Annotated in this window: 13 protein-coding genes and 2 pseudogenes; 9 read left to right on the forward strand and 6 right to left on the reverse strand. The window is 72.4% G+C overall.

Annotated features, from left to right (window positions below; all coding sequences use genetic code 11):
- Positions 1–258: 258 nt before the first annotated feature.
- The 5 genes from HQN59_RS26575 to HQN59_RS18835 are packed head-to-tail and all read left to right on the forward strand — an operon-like array spanning position 259 to position 3,980.
- A complete protein-coding gene (locus HQN59_RS26575; protein WP_259372748.1) occupies positions 259–381 on the forward strand; it encodes a hypothetical protein in 123 nt (40 codons plus the stop codon).
- Positions 378–1,508 carry an ABC transporter permease gene (locus HQN59_RS18820; RefSeq protein ID WP_176070660.1) on the forward strand — a complete coding sequence of 377 codons (1,131 nt, stop codon included), beginning with the start codon at positions 378–380 and terminating at the stop codon, positions 1,506–1,508. Before HQN59_RS26575 ends, HQN59_RS18820 begins: the two co-directional genes overlap by 4 nt.
- Positions 1,508–2,266 carry an ABC transporter ATP-binding protein gene (locus HQN59_RS18825; RefSeq protein ID WP_176070661.1) on the forward strand — a complete coding sequence of 253 codons (759 nt, stop codon included), beginning with the start codon at positions 1,508–1,510 and terminating at the stop codon, positions 2,264–2,266. The genes HQN59_RS18820 and HQN59_RS18825 overlap by 1 nt, the downstream gene beginning before the upstream one ends.
- The gene (locus HQN59_RS18830; RefSeq protein ID WP_176070662.1) at positions 2,263–3,285 is read left to right on the forward strand and encodes an MlaD family protein; all 1,023 of its coding nucleotides are present in this window, start codon (positions 2,263–2,265) and stop codon (positions 3,283–3,285) included. The genes HQN59_RS18825 and HQN59_RS18830 overlap by 4 nt, the downstream gene beginning before the upstream one ends.
- Entirely contained in the window at positions 3,282–3,980 is a 699-nt protein-coding gene (locus HQN59_RS18835) for an ABC-type transport auxiliary lipoprotein family protein (RefSeq protein ID WP_176070663.1), read from the forward strand. The genes HQN59_RS18830 and HQN59_RS18835 overlap by 4 nt, the downstream gene beginning before the upstream one ends.
- 127 nt (positions 3,981–4,107) lie before the next feature.
- Here the strand turns inward: HQN59_RS18835 and HQN59_RS18840 are convergent, their stop codons facing one another.
- The gene (locus tag HQN59_RS18840) at positions 4,108–6,750 is read right to left on the reverse strand and encodes a DUF6351 family protein (RefSeq protein WP_176070664.1); all 2,643 of its coding nucleotides are present in this window, start codon (positions 6,748–6,750) and stop codon (positions 4,108–4,110) included.
- A gap of 306 nt (positions 6,751–7,056) precedes the next feature.
- Between HQN59_RS18840 and HQN59_RS18845 the strand changes: the two genes are divergently transcribed.
- A complete protein-coding gene (locus HQN59_RS18845) occupies positions 7,057–8,664 on the forward strand; it encodes a phospholipase D-like domain-containing protein (protein WP_176070665.1) in 1,608 nt (535 codons plus the stop codon).
- A gap of 9 nt (positions 8,665–8,673) precedes the next feature.
- On the opposite strand, the gene cuyA is transcribed toward HQN59_RS18845, so the two are convergent.
- Entirely contained in the window at positions 8,674–9,690 is a 1,017-nt protein-coding gene (gene cuyA, locus HQN59_RS18850; protein WP_176070666.1) for a D-cysteate sulfo-lyase, read from the reverse strand.
- 211 nt (positions 9,691–9,901) lie between these two features.
- On the opposite strand from cuyA, the gene HQN59_RS18855 reads away from it, so the two are divergent.
- Positions 9,902–10,657: a BON domain-containing protein gene (locus HQN59_RS18855; RefSeq protein ID WP_176070667.1), complete on the forward strand. Its 756-nt coding sequence runs from the start codon at positions 9,902–9,904 to the stop codon at positions 10,655–10,657.
- Between the two features lie 162 nt (positions 10,658–10,819).
- Here HQN59_RS18855 and HQN59_RS18860 read toward each other — a convergent pair.
- The 3 genes and pseudogenes from HQN59_RS18860 to HQN59_RS18870 all read right to left on the reverse strand — a co-directional run.
- Positions 10,820–11,101: pseudogene (locus tag HQN59_RS18860) on the reverse strand (GNAT family N-acetyltransferase); the annotation flags it as partial.
- A gap of 307 nt (positions 11,102–11,408) precedes the next feature.
- A pseudogene (locus HQN59_RS18865) lies at positions 11,409–12,506 on the reverse strand (PilT/PilU family type 4a pilus ATPase); the annotation flags it as partial.
- A 239-nt stretch (positions 12,507–12,745) separates the two neighbouring features.
- On the reverse strand, positions 12,746–14,131 hold the full coding sequence (locus HQN59_RS18870) for a toll/interleukin-1 receptor domain-containing protein (RefSeq protein WP_176070670.1): 1,386 nt from the start codon (positions 14,129–14,131) through the stop codon (positions 12,746–12,748).
- A gap of 297 nt (positions 14,132–14,428) precedes the next feature.
- On the opposite strand from HQN59_RS18870, the gene HQN59_RS18875 reads away from it, so the two are divergent.
- The gene (locus HQN59_RS18875) at positions 14,429–15,427 is read left to right on the forward strand and encodes a DUF72 domain-containing protein (protein ID WP_176070671.1); all 999 of its coding nucleotides are present in this window, start codon (positions 14,429–14,431) and stop codon (positions 15,425–15,427) included.
- A 314-nt stretch (positions 15,428–15,741) separates the two neighbouring features.
- A complete protein-coding gene (locus tag HQN59_RS18880; RefSeq protein WP_176070672.1) occupies positions 15,742–17,856 on the forward strand; it encodes an ATP-binding protein in 2,115 nt (704 codons plus the stop codon).
- Between the two features lie 146 nt (positions 17,857–18,002).
- Here the strand turns inward: HQN59_RS18880 and HQN59_RS18885 are convergent, their stop codons facing one another.
- Positions 18,003–19,121: a Kelch repeat-containing protein gene (locus tag HQN59_RS18885; RefSeq protein WP_176070673.1), complete on the reverse strand. Its 1,119-nt coding sequence runs from the start codon at positions 19,119–19,121 to the stop codon at positions 18,003–18,005.
- Positions 19,122–19,165: the final 44 nt, after the last annotated feature.

Genomic DNA, 19,165 nt, shown 5'->3' on the forward strand with positions numbered 1-19,165 from the left:
GCGCGGGCTGCCTCAGAGCGGCGACGGGTGGCGGCTTGCCGCGCCGACCGCAGCCGGGCATCGGGATCCTCGCCGCACGGCCTCGTGCCGCACGGGTCCCCGCGGGTGCCGTCGGCACGGGCGGTCGGGCAGGTCGGCAATGCACGTGCCCGAAATGGGCGCGAGTTCAACCCGCTGAACGTCGAGCCGGACATTCCCGCGACCTCGAGCGCCGGGTGGCGAGCCGAGTCGGCGGGGTCGGACCCCTATCATGGGTTCATGGATTCGCGCACCGCCGCACGCCCGACACCGGCACGCATACGCCGGCAGCCCTTCGGCTGCGAGGCGGCGGCGCAGATCGGCGCCGGCCCGCAGGCGCGCGGCCCGGGCCTGCACGGATGACCGACGCGGCGGCGTCGATCGAAGAGGACGTGACCGACCCGGCGGCGCCGACGCTGCGCATCGCCGGTCGGCTCGACGCCCGCGCCCTGGCGAGGCTCTGGGGCGACGCGCTCGCGACGCTGGCGCGTCACCCCGACCAACCGGTCGGGATCGACGGCGCGGGCATCACGTACTGCGACACCGCCGGTGCAGCGCTGCTGATCAACCTGCTTCGCCAGCCGCGGCGCGCCGGCGCCGCGGTGCACGTGCGGTCACTGCCCGACGCAGTGCGCGAACTCGTCGCCCGCTTCGACGCCGCGGACCTTCGTGCGCCGCAACGCACGCAAGGCGCCTCGCCGCGCGCCACCGAACGCATCGGCCGCGCGGCCGCGCAGTGGGGCCGCGACACCCGCAGCGTGATCGAGTTCGTCGGCGAGGCCACGCTCGCCCTCGCCCGCGCGGCGCGCCGGCCGGCGAGCGTGCGGTGGCGCGACGTGCTGGGCACCGCCCAGGAGGCGGGCGTCAACGCGCTGCCGATCGTCGGCCTCATCGCCTTCCTGATGGGCGTGATCCTCGCGTTCCAGGCCGCGACGGCGTTGCAGCGCTTCGGCGCCGAGGTGTTCGTCGCCGACCTCGTGGGCCTGTCGCTGCTGCGCGAGCTCGGCCCGCTGATGACGGCGATCATGCTGGCCGGCCGCTCGGGCGCCGCGTTCGCCGCCGAGATCGGCACCATGAAGATCAACGAGGAGATCGACGCCCTCGACACGATGGGCTTCGACAAGACGCGCTTCCTGGTCGTGAGCCGCGTCATCGCGGCAGTGGCGGTGATCCCGGTTCTCTCGATCTTCGCCAACCTGATCGGCCTCTTCGGCGGCTCGCTCGTGATGGCGACGTTCGACATCACGATCGCGAGCTACTGGCGGGAGGTGATCAACATCGTCGACCTGAGTGACCTCTTCACCGGCCTCGGCAAGTCGCTGGTGTTCGGGCTGCTGGTCGCCGGCGTCGGCTGCCTGCGCGGCCTGCAGACGCGCACCGGGGCCGCGGCGGTGGGCCTCTCGACGACGAGCGCGGTGGTCAGCGGCATCGTGCTGATCGTGGTCGCCGACGGCATCTTCGCGGTCGTCTTCTTCTATCTCGGCATCTGATGGACCCGGCGCCGATCATCCGCGTGGAGGGCCTTGCGGCCGGCTTCGGCGATCGCATCCTGATGAAGGACGTGACCTTCGACGTCGCACGCGGCGAGATCTTCATGATCCTCGGCGGCTCCGGCAGCGGCAAGAGCACGCTGCTCAAGAACATCATCGGCCTGTACGAGCCGCTCGCCGGGCGCGTTCTGATCGACGGCGACGACCTCGTGGGCACCACCGGCGCGGCGCGCGAACGGATCCTGCGCAAGTTCGGCGTCTCGTTCCAGTCGGGCGCCCTCTTCGGCTCGATGACGCTGCTCGAGAACATCGTGCTGCCGCTGGAGGCGTTCACCGCGTTGCCGCCGGACGCGATCGATCTCGTCGCGCGCATGAAGCTCTCGCAGGTCGGGCTCGGCGGAGCCGAGGCACGCATGCCGGCCGAGCTGAGCGGCGGCATGAAGAAGCGCGCCGCGATCGCACGCGCGATGGCGCTGGATCCGAAGATCCTGTTCCTCGACGAGCCTTCGGCCGGGCTCGACCCCATCACCTCGGCCGAGCTCGACCAGCTGCTGCTGCGCCTCTCGCGCGAGCTCGGCGTCAGCTTCGTCATCGTGACCCACGAGCTCGAAAGCATCTTCGGCATCGGCGACCGCGTCGTCATGCTCGACGGGGCGAGCAAGGGTATCGTCGCGGCCGGCGATCCGCGCGAGCTGCGCGACCACAGCGAACACGCCTGGGTCCGACGGTTCTTTCACCGGGAGGTCGTCAATCCATGACCGAGAAGCCGCGCTACTTCCGACTGGGGCTGTTCATGATCGGCGGCGTGGTGGCGCTGGTCGCCCTGGTCGTCGCGCTCGGCGCCGGCTCGCTGTTCAAGGAACGCCTGCTGATCGAGACCTACTTCGACTCGACGATCCAGGGCCTCGAGGTCGGCTCGCTGATCAAGTACCGCGGCGTGACGGTCGGACGGGTCAAGAACATCTCGTTCAGCTACGTGCGCTACGAGCAGGACAAGCCGCTCGCCGATCGCAGGTCGTACGTGCTGGTGATCGGCGAGGTCGAGCCCAAGCTCGTCGGTTTGCGCGGCAGCGACGTCGGCCGCGAGGCGCTGCAGCGCCAGGTCGACCGGGGTCTGCGCGTCAAGAACACGCTGCAGGGCGTGACCGGCATCTACTTCCTCGAGCTCGACTACACCGACCCTGCGCGCAGCCCGGTGCTGCCGATCGCCTGGGTGCCCGAGAACCTCTACGTGCCGTCGGCGCCGGGCTTGGTCGCACAGATCACGAGCGTGGCCGAGGGCCTGGCGCGCCGCTTCGACGCGCTCGACATCGAGGGCATGGTCAACAACGTGATCGCGCTGACCCGCACCGCCGACAACCTGCTGCAGCAGCTGCCGGTCGAGCGGCTCGGCGCGCAGACGACGCAGCTGCTCGCCGAGCTGCGCACCACCAACCAGCGCCTGCAGGGCACGATCGGCAGCGTGCAGGCGGTGCTCGGCGACCCGGCGCTCAAGCGCATCCCCGCCGACCTGGCGGCGACCGCACGCGATGCCGCCGCGGCGTCGGCGCAGCTGCGGCGCCTCGCGGAATCGGAAGGCCTGCAGACCACGCTCGGGCAAGGTCAGCAGCTGGTGCAGCGCCTCAATCGACTCGTCGACGCCGAGCAGGACGACATCGGCACGACGGTCGACAACCTGCGCCAGGCCACCGACAACCTGCGCATCCTCACCGACGAGCTGCGGCGCAACCCGTCGCAGATCCTGCGCGGCGAGCCGCCGCGCCGTATCGAACCGTGACGATCCCGATGACCGAGCAGCACCTCTCCCTGCCGCACACCACCTGGCGCGTGGGCGCGCGCACGCGCCAGGTCGCCGCGGTCCTCGTCGGACTGGTGCTGCTCGCCGGCTGCGGCCTCACCCAGCCGCCGCCGGTGAAGGAGTCCTTCATGCTGGCGTCGCGGGCGGCGCCGACCGCTTCGCCGCGACCGCACGCGGCGACGCTGCGCATCGGCAGCTTCGGCGTCGTCGCGCCGTTCGAGGGCCGCGGCATCGTGTTCCGCACCACGGAAGTCAACTACCAGTCCGACTTCTACAACGAGTTCTTCGTCGCGCCCGGCGCAATGGTCCGCGAGCGCGTCGGCGCCTACCTGACGGCTGCGCGGCCGTTCCGCAGCATCGCGCTCGATCCGCGCGTGGCCGGGCGCTACCAGCTGCGCGGCGTCGTCACCCAGATGCTCGGCGACGTGCGCCACAAGGCGGCGCCGGCCGCCGTGCTGGCGATCCACTTCTACCTGGTCGCGACCGACCCACCCGCCGACCGGCTGGTCTACGACCGCCTCGTCGAGCAGCGCGTCGCCCTGCCCGACACGTCCGCGCGCGCCGTCGTCGACGGCCTCGGCGCGGCGCTCGACCAGGTGCTGGCGACGCTCGCCGACGACCTCGGGCGGCTCGACCTGGCCGCGCTCGAAGCCAGCGCACCGCGCATGCGGTAGAGCGGTTCGCCGACGCGCAGCTGGGCGAGGCGCTTCGAGCGGTCGCCGCGCGAGCGTGTCGCGGGACGGCGCGAGCAGCGGTTCGCGAGCTGCGCCGCCGGCACGAGCCGGTGACGCAGCACCGTGCTCAGCGCTCGAGCGGATGCAGCGCGCGCATCTGGCCGAGCCCGGTCACCTGGATCCAGGTGCCCGCGAGCGGCTGCTCCTCGAGCCCGGGCTTCGAGTAGTCGCACACGCCACCCGGGAACGCCGCCGCGATCGCCGCGAGGTCGCCGTCGCGCCGGCTGCCGGTCCACGTCGGGTCGAGCGCCGCATAGCCGGCGTAGTCGGCCGCGCTCACCGCCTTCAACGTGCACTGCATGGTGCGACCCTGCAGCGGCTCGCCGGCCTCGAAGCGCGGATACGACGACGCGGGGTACTTCGCGTTGCAGCGCGTCGGCGTCGCTCCGATGTCGAGGGTGCCGGCCGGCGAGTTGCTGCCGTTGCCGCGCCGGAACACGCTGTTGTAGCCGCCGAACAGCTGGCGCTCCGCGATGAAGTCGTCGGCCGCGCCCGGCGTCGTCGCGCCGTAGCAGCCGTCGACCAGCGTGGTCGGCTTGTTGCGGACCACCTTCTGCGCACGGCTCAGATTCGAGCGGTCGTTGCTGACCGCGGTCAGCCACTGATCCATGGCGTCGAACGCCTTCTGGGCCACGATCACGGTGCGCCCGCTCGACGCGGGGCGTGGTGCCTGCACCGGGCTCGCCGGATGCGCGTGCGGGTCCTGCGTGAAGGCCGCCACATTGGCCTGACCATTCCACATCACGTGGTTGTCGGCGTGCCCGGCGGCGGCGATCAGGCGCGCGCGCACCATGAAGTGGAAGAACTTGAGGTGCAGGTCGCCGGCGCCGGTGGCCTCGTTGTTGAGGCCGTCCATGTTGAGGATCGCGGTCTGCGAAAGGCCCGCGCCGCCCCACATGATCATCCCGCTCCGGTAGGCGTTGCGCAGGCCGGTCGCGTCGGGCTGCACCCGCGCGGCGGTGAGGTTGCCGTCGATGTCGAAGCCGCCGATGCGCTGGTTCAGGTGGATGAACTGCGCCATCGTGATCTGGCCGCTGTTGAGCGCATTGAGCCCGTACTGCACGCCGACGTTGGCGGTGTACGAGCGGCCGAAGCCGTTGGCGTCGACGCCGAGCGTGTTCCGGTTGTGGTCGGCCACGTTGGGCCGCAGGCCGGTCGGGTTCGGCGCCAGCGTGCTGACCGGCGGTGCCGGCAGCTGGCCGAGCGGTGCGCTCGTCACCGCGTTCGGCGGGCTGTACTTCTCCTGCGCGCCGATGATCGCGTTGAACACCGAGCTGTTGCCGGCGCCGCCGGTCACGTTGTCGCGGTCGCCGGCATTCGCGGGGCGCAGCACCGAATCGGTCCGACCCGCCCAGAAGCTCGCCTGCTGGCGCACGCTGTGGTACGTCGAGAAGCCCGACGCCGCCGCGATCTCGCCATTGCTCCAGAGCGGCAGCGTCGGGTCGGCCGCGCGCCGCGCCGCGGTCGCGTTGTCGTAGACCGGGCTGTACGCGGTGTTCGGCACCGGCGTGTAGGTGCCGTTCTCGGTCGTGCCGCCCTTGGTGTGGTTGAGCTGATAGTTGTAGAGCAGGCGGCTGTCGACGCTCGCCGGGTTGGTGTTGTCCGGAAAGCCGTTGAGGGTGACGCTGCCGTCGAGCAGGCCCGGGTACGCGTCCGCGATCATGCTCTGCTGCATCGCCGAGCCCGAGTTGCCCCAGCCCATGGTGTAGCGCACCGGCCCGTAGCCCTCGACCACCCGCTCCTTGACCATCATCATGGTCTCGGCCGAGATGATGTGGTTGCAGTTCTGGCCGAAGTAGTTGAGCGTCGAGTTGGCGACCGCGAAACCCTTGCCGAGCGGCAGGTCGTTGAGTGCGTTGTTGTCGCCGCTGGCGCCGTTCGACGAGTTCGCCGAGCCGCCGACCGGGCCCATCGCGGTGCCCTGCACGTACCAGCCGCTGCCGCAGCTCTGCCCGAATGGATAGACCAGCTTGCCGTTCCAGTAGCTCGGCGCCTTGAGCGGGCTCGGCGCCGTGTCGGTCGCCGGATTCGCGAGCATCGCGATCTGGTAGATGCCGCGGTTGATCACGCCGGTCTCGACCCGCACGATGTACGGCACCTGCCGGCCGTCCTGCAGCGTCGTGGTCTCGACGCTCGGCGGCGGCGCCGCCGGGTCGTACTTCTGCCAGACCGCGGTGCCGGCGCGGGTCCTGTCGTGATAGACCCAGTCGATGCGCGTGGGCACGACGCAGTTCGGGTCGGTGCTCGGCGCTTCGCTCAGCCGCGGCCCGCCCGGGTACACCGTGAACTGGTGCGTCTGGCAGTGAAAGCTTCCCTCCTGCGGTGCGTACAGCACCGGCCCCTGCAACGGGTGATTGGTGAGGGTGAGGCTGGCCAGGCGCCGCCCGGTGGCGCCGGCCTCGCGCACCTCGACCGTGTTCTCGCCGAGCTTCATGCCCGTCACGAGCCCCGTCGACGTGCGCCCGTCCGCGGCCTTCTGGAAGCTCGTGCTGACGTCGCTGCCGTTGAGCGTGACGACCACCGCAGGCAGCGCGTCGGTGATGGTCGACGTGATGCGAAGCAGCGAGTCGCCGCCGCTGGTCAGGTTCTCGGGCGACGAGAGGCTCGTCACCGCGACCGGCGAGCTGTCGTCGTCGCTGCCGCCACAGCCGCCGAGCACGCCGGCCAGCGCCAGCGCGGGCACGACGGCGCCCCAGGTTCCTCGTTTCATCGGTTCTGTCTCCTCCTGATGGGCCGTGCCGCGCACGCCCTTGTATACGCCGCCCTTCATCACCCAAGCCATGGATGCATCGCGGCTCTCTGGAGTATGCGTCGCGCAGGCCGAGCACGCTGGCGCGGTGGCGACTCGGCAAGCGCGCCGTCATGCCGACTGCGGATGCGCGCACCGCGGCATTGACCGAAAACCGAGCAACGGCACGCGCCGGATGGCTCTTCCGAGCGATGGAACGCTCGGCCGGGCGCTCGAACACTGCCGACCCTGCGAGGCGCTGCCCGCGCCGCGAACGAAGGAGCTGCGATGAACCACCTCCACCAAGCCGGTCACGACCCACCGCCCGCCGCTGCGCGCCCACGATGGCTCGGCGCCCTGCGCACGCTGCTGCGCGCGCTGCCCGTGGTGATGCTCGCGCTCGCCGGCTGCGCGAGCCTGCCGAGCCCCGTCGAGCGCCCGACCTCGCACGCGCTCGACGACGTCGCCTCGACGGCGCTGGCGCGCGTCGCCGCCGCGTCGCTGCCGGACGGCGGCGACGCACGCTCGGGCTTTCGCCTGCTCGCCTCGAGTGCCGACGCGCTCGACGCGCGCATCGGCCTGACGCGCCGCGCCGAAAAGAGCCTCGACGTCCAGTACTACCTGATCGCGAGCGACGCCACCGGGCTCGAGTTCCTCGGCGAGCTGCGCGACGCCGCGGCGCGCGGCGTGCGCGTGCGGCTGATGATCGACGACCTCTACGCGGGCGGGCAGGACGCGCTGCTGGCCGGTCTCGAAGCGCTGCCGAACGTCGAGGTCCGCCTCTTCAACCCGCTGCCGTCACGGCGCGGCGGCGTCGCCTCGCGCGTGCTGCTGTCGCTGCACGAGTTCTCGCGCATCAACCGGCGCATGCACAACAAGCTGCTGATCGCCGACAACAGCTTCGCGGTCACCGGCGGGCGCAACGTCGCCAACGAATACTTCGGGCGCGGCGCGCCGGCCAACTTCATCGACATGGACGTGCTGGCTTCCGGCCCCGTCGTCGGCGAGCTGTCGGCGGTGTTCGACCGCTACTGGAACAGCGAGCAGGCATACCCCGCGCGCAGCGTGGTCAGCGGTCGCACGGCTCCGGCGCTGCGCGACAGCCTCGCGCGAGCGCTCGCCGGCCACGGCGACGACCGCCACGCGGCCGGCGCCGTGAGCGCCGAGCTCGACGCCGGCCGCATCGACCAGCACCTCGGCCGCGCCCGCGTGCTCGCCGACCTGCCCGGCAAGGTCGCTGTCGCCACGCAAGCGGCGCCGCAGGAGAGCGCCGTCAGCAGCGCGACGCTCGACCTGATCGGCAGCGCGCGCGAGGACGTGCTGATCGCGACGCCCTACTTCATTCCCGGCGCGCGCGGCGTCGATGTGATGCGGCAGGCGGTCGCGAGCGGGGTGCGCCTCTCGGTGGTGACCAACTCGCTGGCCACCACCGACGAGCCGCTGGTCCACCTCGGCTATGCACGCCACCGCAGCCGCCTGCTCGCCATGGGCGTGGGCCTTTACGAGCTGATGCCGACCGACCAGAACCGGCGCAACGAGACCACGCTCGATTTCCACGGCTCGCTCGGCCGCCTGCACGCCAAGGTGGCGGTGGTCGACCACCGGCACCTCTTCATCGGCTCGATGAACATGGACCGCCGCTCGGCGCGCTGGAACACCGAGATCGGGCTCGTCATCGACAGCGCGCCGCTCGCCGCCGAGGTGACGAGCCTGCTGCAGCACGAGCGCCTGCCGAGCAGCTGGCGCCTGCGCCTTGCGCAGGACGACCGGCGCATCGAGTGGGTCGCCGGCGACGCCGCCCGCGGCGCCGTGCACGCGAGCGAACCGGCTGGCGGGGCACGTCACTCGCTGTGGCTGCGCCTCGCGGCGCGCCTGGTCAGCGAGGACCTGCTGTGAACCTTGCCGTCAGTCGGCGACCGGCATCGAGCCCAGCAGCTCGGCTTCGTACGCGTGCACCGACGGCGCGCCGCCTGTGTGCAGGAACAGCACGCGCTCGCCGGCCTTGAAGCGGCCCTGGCGCGCGAGGCCGATGAGGCCGGCCATCACCTTGCCGGTGTAGACCGGGTCGAGCAGGATCGCCTCGGTGCGGGCGAGCGCCTGCACCGCCTCGACCATCTTGGCGTTCGGCACCGAGTATTTCGGCTGCCAATAACCGCCGACACTGACCACCGCCTCGCGCGGAACCTGGATGTCGAGGCCGAGCAGGTCGACCACTGCCTGCGCCTCGCGGTGCACCAGCGGCTCCTGGTCGGCGGGGTCGCGGCTCACGCCGACGCCGGTGATTGGCACGTCGATGCGGTTGCCCAGAAAGCCGGCGAGCAGGCCGCCGTGCGTGCCCGAGCTGCCCGAGCCGACCACCAAATGGTCGAACCGCAGCTGCTTCTCGAACCACTGCTGCTGCATCTCCTGCGCGCAGGCGACGTAGCCGAGCCCCCCGAGCGCGTTCGAGCCGCCGCCGGGAATGATGTAGCCCTTGCGACCTTCGGCGGCGAGATCGTCCGCGACCTTCTGCATCGCGGCAGTCATGTCGGTGCCGGCCGGGACGACGGTGACCGCCTCGACGCCGAGCAGGCGGAACATGAAGTTGTTGCCGCTCGCGTCCTCGCGATAGCTGTTCGGCACCCGCTCCTCGATGACGAAGCGGCAGCGCAGGCCTTCCTTCACCGCGGCGGCGAGCGTGATGCGGCAGTGATTCGACTGCGGCGCGCCGCAGGTCACGAGCGTGTCGGCGCCCTTGGCGAGCGCGTCGGCGGCCAGGAATTCGAGCTTGCGGGTCTTGTTGCCGCCCGGCGCGAGGCCGAGCAGGTCGTCGCGCTTGATCCAGATCTCCGGGCCGCCGAGCCATTCGCTGAAGCGCGGCAGCGGCTCGATCGGAGTCGGGTGTTCGGTGTAGATGCGGCGGGGGAAGCGGGAGAGGTCCATGGGGCGCAAGTGTAGAGCGGCCCTGCCGGCGTCCGGCTCGTGCAGCGGGGACGCGGCGCGAGCCTGCTCGTCCGCGCGCGGACGCCGCGCGCCGATCCGCACCTACACGAGCGCGCTGAGGCGACCTACACACGTCGGCCGGGCACGCGGGCATCGTGCGGGCTGTCCAAACGGGCCGCGCTTCCCATGCGGCCGTTCGAAAGGAATCGACATGTCTCGCCCGAACGTCACGACCCCGATCACGGCCGCGATCGCCATCGCCGCCGCGCTGCTGAGCGCCTGCGAACAGCGCACCACGACCGTCCAGACGCCGACCGGCACCACCACCACGACGACGATCGCGCCGAGCACGAGCGCGTCGGCCGCCCTCGATGCCGCCGGGGGCGCGGTCGCCAATGCCGCCCTCACTGCCAAGGTGAAGTCCGCACTGCTCGCCGACGCGAGCGTCAAGGGCATGCGCATCGACGTCGACTCGCGCGACGGCGTCGTCACGCTCAACGGCACCGCCGACAGTGCCGACAACGTCACGCGCGCCGAGACGCTCGCGCGCGGCGTCGACGGCGTGCGTTCGGTGGAGAACCGGCTGACGGTCGGGGCGCCGGCGACCTCGGCGGTGGTGACCGGCTCGGCCTCGTCGGCGGCCGATCGCACCGGCCGCGCGCTCGACCGCGCCGGCGACAGCGCCGGACGTGCGATGGACCGCGCGGCCGACAGCGCCGGCCGCGCCGCCGACCGTGCCGGCGAGGTGCTCGGCGACGCCGCGCTCACCGCCAAGGTCAAGACGGCGCTGCTCGCCGATCCCGACGTGAAGGGTCTCGCGATCGACGTCGACAGCAAGGATGGCGTCGTCACCCTGAACGGCTCGCTCGAGCAACGCGCGCTCACCCAGCGCGCCGAGTCGATCGCCAAGGGCGTCGACGGCGTCAAGTCGGTGAACAACCGGCTGACCTTCAAGTCGCCGGGCTGATCGTCGTGCGGCAGCGGTGATCGGCCCTTGCCGATTGCCGCACGAGCCGGGCCGGTCAAGTGCTCCGGCAGACGCCGAGGCTGCCGACCTCGGCGCGATCGTCCGCGTGGTCCGCGCCGAGCGGGCGACCGCGGGCCGATCGGCAGGCGCGTCGAGCCCCGCTCAGGCGCGCAGCTTGTCGGCCTCGGGGTGCTTCTTCATGTACGCGTTCGCGTACGAGCAGACGGGCCGCACCTTGAGTCCTTGCCTGCGCGCAAGGTCGAGCGCCGCTTCGACGAGCGCGGCGCCGACGCCCCGCCCCTCGAGTTCGGACGCGACGTGCGTATGCGTGATCGTCATCAGGCCGTCGCCAAGCTCGTAAGCGAGGTTGCCCCGGGCGCCGTCGAGTTCGGCGACGAAGCGATGCTGGTCGGGCTGGTGCGTGATCGTGGGCTGCATGGTGCGGCGTAGGGGCTGAACGAAGGCCCTCGTGTGGCACGTACCGTGCCGCCGTGTGCCCGGGCTTGCGCGATGTGGAAGCGCGCCCCGGGCGCGCGGCCCGGGACGTCGATACCGCGACCCCGCGGCGCCGTCGGCCTCAGCCGCGCATCGCCAGTTCCGCCGCCCGCTTCTTCTCGCGCAGCTGGCGCAGCTGCTCCTCCTCGGCGCGCCGGCGCGCCTCGTGCGCCTCCTGCGCCTTGCGGTGCTCGCGCTCGGCGAGTTCGCCCGGCGTCGTCATCGCGTCGAGCGCGAGCGCCGCGTAGCCGCTCGGCGGCGGCTCGCCGCGCCGGCTCTTGAGCTTGATGTTGAGGCGCAGCTCGTTGGCCGAGTCGGCGTTGCGGATCGCCTCGTCGAAGCTGATGAGGCCCGCGTTGTAGAGGTCGAACAGCGCGGCGTCGAAGGTGCACATGCCGAGCTCGCGCGACTTCGCCATGATCGACTTGATTTCGTGGAACTCGCCTTCGAAGATCCGCTCGGCGATGGTCGGCGTGTTGAGCAGGATCTCGATCGCCGCCGAGCGGCCCTTGCCGTCCTCGCGGCGTACCAGGCGCTGCGAGACGATCGCGCGCAGGTTCGCCGACAGGTCCATCAGCAGCTGCTTCCTGCGCTCGTCGGGGAAGAAGTTGATGATCCGCTCGATCGTCTGGCTCGCGCTGTTCGCGTGCAGGGTGCCGAGACAGAGGTGACCGGTTTCGGCGAACGCGATCGCGTGCTCCATCGTCTCGGCATCGCGGATCTCGCCGATGAGGATCACGTCGGGCGCCTGCCGCAGCGTGTTTTTGAGCGCGTGATGCCACGAATGCGTGTCGATGCCGACCTCGCGATGCGTGACGAGCGACTTCTGCGAGGGGTGCACGTACTCGATCGGGTCCTCGACCGTGATGATGTGACCGGCCGACGAGCGGTTGCGGTGGTCGATCATCGCCGCGAGCGTGGTCGACTTGCCCGAGCCGGTCGCGCCGACCACCAGCACGAGCCCGCGCTTGGTCATTACCACGTCCTTCAGCGTCTCGGGGAGCTTGAGCTTCTCGAAGCTCGGGATCTCCGCCGCGATGGTGCGGATCACCATGCTGACGCAGCGCTGCTGCTGGCACACGTTCACCCGAAAGCGCGACACGCCCGGGATCGAGATCGCGAAGTTGCACTCGAGCTCCTTGACGAACTCGGCGCGCTGCGCCTCGTTCATCAGCGCGTGCGCCAGCATGCGCGTCACCTCGGCGGTGAGCTTCTGACCCGTGAGCGGCTGCATGCTGCCGTGCGCCTTCATGCTCGGCGGGAAGTCGGTCGCGATGAAGAGGTCCGAGCCGCCGGCCTGGCTCATCGCCCCCAGCAACTTGTGCATGTAGGCACGGGCTTGTTCTTCGGTCAGGGCGGGAGCAGACATGGTTCTCCGGTCGGGATCACGGGCGGAATGACGGCGACAGCGCCGCGCGGCGATGGCGAGCGAGATTGCCAGCACGGCCGCCGCGCGCCGTGACCGGCTGCGGTGAGATCGCACGCGCCGGCGGGCGTGGCGGACGGAAGGCTCGGCCGACGTTGCGTGGCGTCGACGGCCGCGCGCCTATCGACGACCCGCAGCGGACAGCGCGCTGCGGTGCGGCCGCGCCTTCAGGCGCCGACGCGCGCGCCGAGCCGTTCGACGAGGTCGAGCACCTCGGGCTGCAGCCGCGCCTGACCGCGGTCGACCCGGCCGCGGATGCGGCGCACCGCTTCGGCGGCTTCGGCGCGCTGGGCGGCGTTCCAGGCGCTGTCACGGGTGGCGAGCAGGAACTGCAGCGTCCCGACGCGCCCTTCCTTGCCGAGCTGCTGGAACGCGCCGAGCCCGAGCTGGTCGACCGCCAGCCGTACCGCGAGCGGCGAGCCCGCGTGCTCGCTCTGCAGACGCTCGCTCGCCGAGCGCCGCACCGCCGGCGAGCGGTCGTGGAGCTCGGTGATCAGGCGCTCGATCTCGGCCGTGACCGCCGCGTCGCGCGGCGCCCTGGCAGCCGCGCGCGGCGCCGGATCGCGAGCAGCCCCTTGGGGGGCGGTCCGCTCGGGCGCCGGCCCGCCACCGCGCAGCGGTGCCGCCAGCGGCGCAGCGCGCGTCTCCGAGCTCGCTGCCGAGGCCGGCGTCGGAGCGGCGCTCGCGGCGGCAGCCCCTGACGCCGCCGGCGTGCCGCCGGGCGCGGGCGACAGCGCGACCGCCGCCGCGCCGGGTACGCCGGGCAGCGCCCCCGCGCCGGGGCGCGGTGCGCCCGGCGAGTCCCGGGCGACGCTGCCCGGCGCGATGGACGCCAGCGGCGCGCTGGCCCCGCCGGGCGACACGGCGGCTGCCACCGGCACGCCCGCCGCGGCCGGTTCGACCGGCTCGTGCATGCTCGCCGGGATCGCGACGGTCGGCGCCGGACTCGACCGCCCGAACGCGAGCCACGCCACGCCGGCGGCGACCACGAGCGCGGCCGCGGCGAACGCGAGCAGCGGCGTCGCCGGCGAGCGCCGTGCCGCCGGCAGGCTCGCGGTCGCCGCCGCCGCCGGCATTGCCCGCGTCGGCTCGCTCGGTGTCGCCAGCTCCAGCCGCCGCACCAGTTCACGCACGTCCGACTCCCAGCGCGCGTGGGTGATCTCCAAGCCGTTGCGGAACGCGAGGTCCTTCAGATCGGCTGGAAGCTCCTCGGGCGACGGCATGCGCGCACCCTGCAGCAGCAGCGGGGTGACCGCGATGCCGCGCTGCAGCGCGGTCGCGATCTCGAGGCGCACGAAATCGGAAGCGCCGTCGAGGCGACGCGCGCCGGCCGCGTCGCGCGCGTTCAGCCAGTCGCGCCCGATCAGCGCGAGCAGCAGCTCGCAGTCGTCGAGGCGGCTGCGCAGCACCTCGCGAAAGTCGCGGCCGAGCGCGATGTCGTCGACGTCCATGAAGACGCGGCCGGGGCCGAGCAGCTCGCCGAGGTCGTTGTAGAGTGCGCGCGCCTCGCCGGCGGTCTGCTCACGCCGATAGCTGATGAACACGATTCCCATCGACAGCTCCCGCAGCGAGCCGCGAGGTGGTCGCCCGGGCGCGGGCCGGCGCGACGCCCGGCGACTCTCGGGCGTGCGGCGCGCACGTTACACCGGCGCCCCAGGGGCGCGAAAGAGCGCGCGCCGCCTCGTTCGCGCAAACTCGCGGGTCATGACGACGCCCGATTGCGCCTTCGCCTCCGACGCTGCCGCCACCCGGGTCGGCTTGGACGGACCGTCGCGGCGCCGCGCGGTTCCCCGGCGCGGCCGCCCGCGCAGCGCCCAGAACGGCAGCGGTCGGCTCCGCGCACACCTGCGATGAAGGTCCTCGTCGGCACCGCGTCGTGGAGCGACAAGTCGCTGGTCGCGTCGAAGAAGTTCTACCCGCGCGAGGCGAACACGCCCGAGGCGCGGCTGCGCTTCTACGCGACGCAGTTCCCGCTGGTCGAGGTCGACACCTCGTACTACGCGATTCCGCTGGCGGCGACGGCGCAGGCGTGGGTCGACCGCACGCCGGCCCACTTCACGCTCAACATGAAGGCGTTCCGCCTGTTCACGGGCCACGCGACGGCGCCGAACGTGCTGCCGCCGGACCTGCGCGCCGAGCTGCCGAAGTTCGACAAGGCGACCTTCTACTACCGCGACGTGCCGCCGGTCCTGCGCGACGCGCTCTGGCAGCGCTTCAAGGACGCGCTCGAGCCGCTGCGCGCCAGCGGCAAGCTGGGCATGGTGCACTTTCAGTTCGCGCCCTGGCTGCTGCGCAACCGCGCCGGTCACGCCCACGTCGCCCACTGCGTCGAGCAGATGCAGGACTACACGGTGAGCGTCGAGTTCCGCAACCGGACGTGGTTCGACGACGCCCACCTCGGGCAGACGCTGGCGTTCGAGCGCGAACTGGACGTCGTCCACACCGTGATCGACGCGCCGCAGGGCTTTTCCAGCAGCGTGCCGCCGGTGTGGGAGTCGACCCACATGCAGTATTCGCTGGTGCGCCTGCACGGGCGCAACCACGAGACCTGGAACATCAAGGGCGCCAGCGTGGCGTCCGAGCGCTTCAACTACGACTACCCCGATGTCGAGCTCGCCGACATCGCCGCGCGTGTCGAGCGCCTCGCGCCGGAGACCTTCACGACGCACGTGATCATGAACAACAACATGGAGGATCAGGGCCAGCGCAACGCCGCGACGCTGACGCGGATCCTCGAGGCGCGGCGCCGTGCCCGCGTGCCGCACCTGGTGGCGACACCGCCGCAGCCGGTCGGCGCCGAGCATCCCGAAAGCGAAGAGGCGGTCGCGGCGAGCGAGTGGGTGTTCTGAGGCCGCCGAGCGCGCGCTGACGCGGAGCCGCGGCGCGGCGTCCAGGGCGAGGCGGCACGCCGCGACCGCGGCGAAAAGCCATGCGCGCCGGCGGCCGGCGCTCTTCGTGAAATGACGCACGGTTCCGGGGCCGACGGCGCTGCCTCCCGGCGCGCGGGCACGCCGACTGCTGATCCGCCGATCCTTCCTGGCAACGTCACTCTCGTCCGGGCCCCGGCGCTTCAAGCCGCGTTCTGCGCTGTCTCACCATGGCCCTTCCTCCATCGATGCCGCTTTCGCCGGCCGGCCGCCTCCGTGCCACTCCCTTCTTCGCCGTGACCGCCCCCGTCGACCCGCCGCCTGATGCCTTCGAGGCGCGCCTGCGCGCGCTCTCGACGCATACGTCAGCGGTGCTCTGGCATACCGCCCCCGACGGCAGTGCGGTCGAGGTCAACCCGTCGTGGTCGGCCTTTACCGGCCAGTCGCCCGAGCAGTCCGCCGGCTGGGGCTGGCTCGCGGCCATCCACCCCGAGGACGTGTCGTACGTGGTGGCGAGCTGGCGCGATGGCGTCGCCCGCCGTGCGCTGGTCGAGATGCAGTACCGGCTGCGCCGGCGCGACGGCGTCTGGCGCGACATGGAGGCGCAGGGCGTGCCGGTGCTCGCCGACGGCGAGGTGCGCGAGTGGGTCGGCGTCTGCATCGACGTCACCGACCGCAAGGCAGCGCGCGAGACGCTGCAGGCGAGCGAGGAACGCCTGCGCTTTCTCGACCGGCTGAGCGAAGCGACGCGCAGCGAGAACGAGGCGACGCGCATCATGGCCGTCAGCGCCGAGCTGCTCGGGCGCCATCTGGACGCGCAGCGCTGTGCCTATGCCGACGTCGAGGCCGACAACGACCGCTTCACGATCCGCAGCGACTGGTCGGCCGAAGGGGTCGCCACCAGCGCCGGCGTCTATTCGCTCGACCTGTTCGGGCCGCAGGCCACCAGCAACCTGCGCCGCGGCCGCAAGCTCGTCGTCAACGACGTCGACCGCGAGCTCGGCGACGACGGCGGCGGCCGCATGTTCAACGCGATCGGCATCAAGGCGATCATCTGCGCGCCGCTCGTCAAGGACGACCGGCTGGTCGCGATGATGGCGGTGCACGAGACGACCCCGCGCCGCTGGAGCGACGGCGACATCGCGCTGGTCGGCGAGGTGGTCGAGCGCTGCTGGGCCCACATCGAGCGCGTGCGCGACGCTGCGCTGCTGCGCGAGCAGGACCGCCACAAGGACGAGTTCCTGGCGACGCTCGCCCACGAGCTGCGCAATCCGCTCGCGCCGATGCGTTTCGCACTCGCGATCATGCAGCGCACCCAGGATCCCGCGAAGGTGGCCGATGCCCGCGCCGTGGTCGAGCGCCAGGTCACGCACATGGCCCGCCTGGTGGACGACCTGCTCGACCAGTCGCGCATCAACCGCGGGATGATCGAGCTGCGCCGCGAGCGCATCGGCGTGGCAGCGCTGATGCGCCAGGCGGTGGAGGCGTCTCGCCCCGAGATCGAGGCGGCGCGCCACTCGCTCGACGTGCGCCTGGCGCCCGCCGATCTGGAGCTCGACGCCGACCCGGCGCGCATCGTGCAGATGATCGGCAACCTGCTCAACAACGCCGCCAAGTACACGCCCGACGGCGGCCGCATCGTGCTGGCGGCGCGCCCGGTCGGTGCCCGGGTCGAGATCGAAGTCGCCGACAACGGCATCGGCATCCCGCTCGACCAGCAGGCGCGCGTGTTCGAGATGTTTTCGCAGCTCGAGCACAGCGCGAGCCGCGCCAAGGGCGGCCTCGGCATCGGCCTCTCGCTGGTCAAGCGCCTCGCCGACATGCACGGCGGGGCGGTGCGCGTGCGCAGCGCGGGCCCGGGCACCGGGACCGCGTTCACGATCGAACTGCCGCTCGCCGGGGCACCCGAAGGCCGTGACGGGGTGCCCGCCGACACCGGGGGCGAGCGTCTGGAGCAGGCACTGCCGCACGGGCCGTCCGATGCCGGTTCCGCGCCGGCAGCGTCGGTCGAACGCGCGCCGGCGCCCCGCGGCCGCGTGCTGGTGGTCGAGGACAACCCCGACGGACTGCGGTCGCTGCTCAGCCTGCTCGAGGCGTTCGGCTATGCCGCCGAGGCGGCGGCCGACGGGCCGGCGGCGCTGGCTGCGGCGCGTGCCTTCGCGCCCGACATCGTGCTGCTCGACCTGGGCTTGCCGGGCATGGACGGCTGCGACGTCGCGCGCGCGCTGCGTGCCGAGGGCGCGGCGCCCGGTGCGGTGCTGGTCGCGCTCACCGGCTGGGGCGCCGAGCGCGACCGCGAGCGCACGCGCAACGCCGGGTTCGACCACCACCTCACGAAGCCGGTCGACCCGGCGGCGCTGCAGACGTTCCTGAAGCGCATCCGCGCGGAGCAGGCGGTTCCTCGGGCCTGAGCGCGCTCGGCTCGCGCGCCGAGTCGAAGGCGCGGCTTCGAACCCCCGGGGTACGCGGCGGCTCCGGGCTCGGGGTGCGGCACTGCGCCGCCTGCCGCGGCGCCTCCGGCTCATCCGCGACCTGCCGGCAAGCGCCGTACGAGGGGCTACCCCAGCGTGAACGCCTCGTGGATCGCTGACTGCACCGAGCCGCCGAGCACCGCGCCGCCCCCGGCGACGTAGACCCAGTCGCCGATCGTCACCGCGCCGACCGCGTGGCGCGGCGTGGGCATCGGCGCGTGGTGCTGCCAGCTGTCGCTCGCGGGGTCGTAGCTTTCCATCTGCCCGAACACCTTGGCCTGGCGCGGCACGCCGCCGGTCAGGAAACCGCCTTCGCCGCCCATCGCGAAGTAGCGCCCGCGATAGACGACGAGACCGTGGCCGCTGCGCGCGGTCGGCAGCGGCGCGCGCAGCTCCCAGGTGTCGGCAGCGGGCAGGTACACGTGGTGCAGCTCGGTGTTGTATTCGAAGGTGTTGAAGCGCCCGCCGATCACGTGGATGCGGCCGGCGTCGGCGATGCAGCCGACGTGGTCGCGCGCACCCGGAAGCGGCTTTCGCGTGGTCCAGCGGTCCTCCTTCGGGTCGTAGACCTCGTGCCAGCCGACGCTCGCGCGCTCGGCCGCCGGCTCCGACGCCCCGCCGATCAGGTGGATGCGGCCGTCGAGCAGCACCGCCGCGGCGGCGCCGCGCGGCCGCGGCAGCGGCGCGATCGGTTGCCAGCGGTTCGTCGCCACCTCGTACGCATAGGCGTGGCTGTCGGCGCCGCGGTTCTGCTCGGTGAAGCCGCCGAACGCGTAGACGCGTGCGTCGTCGCTCGCCACCGCGACGTGGTTGGCGCCGCGCGGCAGCGGCGCGCCGATCAGCCAGCGGTCCGCCACCGGATCGTAGATGTGGTGGTACGGCCGGTTCACCGCGCCCTCGCCGTAGCCGCCGACGATGTGCATGCGGCCTTGCGCGATGGTCGCCCACGCCATCTCGCTGCGCGGCAGCGGCAGCGCGGCGCGGCCGACCCAACGGCCCGGCGCACCGGCGGGCGCCGGGCTGGCGGTGACCCGCTGCGCCTCCTGCTCGGGCGTGAGGTGGTGCGGAACCCCGCCGCGCAGGTTGTGATACGGCTCGGGCGACGGCGTTGCCGGCGACGGGCCCGCGTGGTGGTGCGGCGTCGGGCCTGCGCACGCGCCGAGGGTGAGCGCGGCGCCGCCGCCGAGAAAGAGTCGCCTCTGCATGCCGTCCTCGTGGGTCGGGCGCAGTCTACGTGCACGCCCGCCGA

This window comes from Rhizobacter koreensis (genome assembly GCF_013366375.1).
In the GTDB taxonomy this organism is placed as follows: Bacteria; Pseudomonadota; Gammaproteobacteria; order Burkholderiales; family Burkholderiaceae_C; genus Schlegelella_A; species Schlegelella_A koreensis.

Bases quoted from the DNA above. Each gene is read 5' to 3' on its own strand.
- HQN59_RS26575 (WP_259372748.1), top strand. From the start codon at position 259: ATGGATTCGCGCACCGCCGCACGCCCGACACCGGCACGCATACGCCGG.
- HQN59_RS18820 (WP_176070660.1), top strand. From the start codon at position 378: ATGACCGACGCGGCGGCGTCGATCGAAGAGGACGTGACCGACCCGGCG.
- HQN59_RS18825 (WP_176070661.1), top strand. From the start codon at position 1,508: ATGGACCCGGCGCCGATCATCCGCGTGGAGGGCCTTGCGGCCGGCTTC.
- HQN59_RS18830 (WP_176070662.1), top strand. From the start codon at position 2,263: ATGACCGAGAAGCCGCGCTACTTCCGACTGGGGCTGTTCATGATCGGC.
- HQN59_RS18840 (WP_176070664.1), bottom strand. From the start codon at position 6,750: ATGAAACGAGGAACCTGGGGCGCCGTCGTGCCCGCGCTGGCGCTGGCC.
- HQN59_RS18845 (WP_176070665.1), top strand. From the start codon at position 7,057: ATGAACCACCTCCACCAAGCCGGTCACGACCCACCGCCCGCCGCTGCG.
- cuyA (WP_176070666.1), bottom strand. From the start codon at position 9,690: ATGGACCTCTCCCGCTTCCCCCGCCGCATCTACACCGAACACCCGACT.
- HQN59_RS18855 (WP_176070667.1), top strand. From the start codon at position 9,902: ATGTCTCGCCCGAACGTCACGACCCCGATCACGGCCGCGATCGCCATC.
- HQN59_RS18870 (WP_176070670.1), bottom strand. From the start codon at position 14,131: ATGGGAATCGTGTTCATCAGCTATCGGCGTGAGCAGACCGCCGGCGAG.
- HQN59_RS18875 (WP_176070671.1), top strand. From the start codon at position 14,429: ATGAAGGTCCTCGTCGGCACCGCGTCGTGGAGCGACAAGTCGCTGGTC.
- HQN59_RS18885 (WP_176070673.1), bottom strand. From the start codon at position 19,121: ATGCAGAGGCGACTCTTTCTCGGCGGCGGCGCCGCGCTCACCCTCGGC.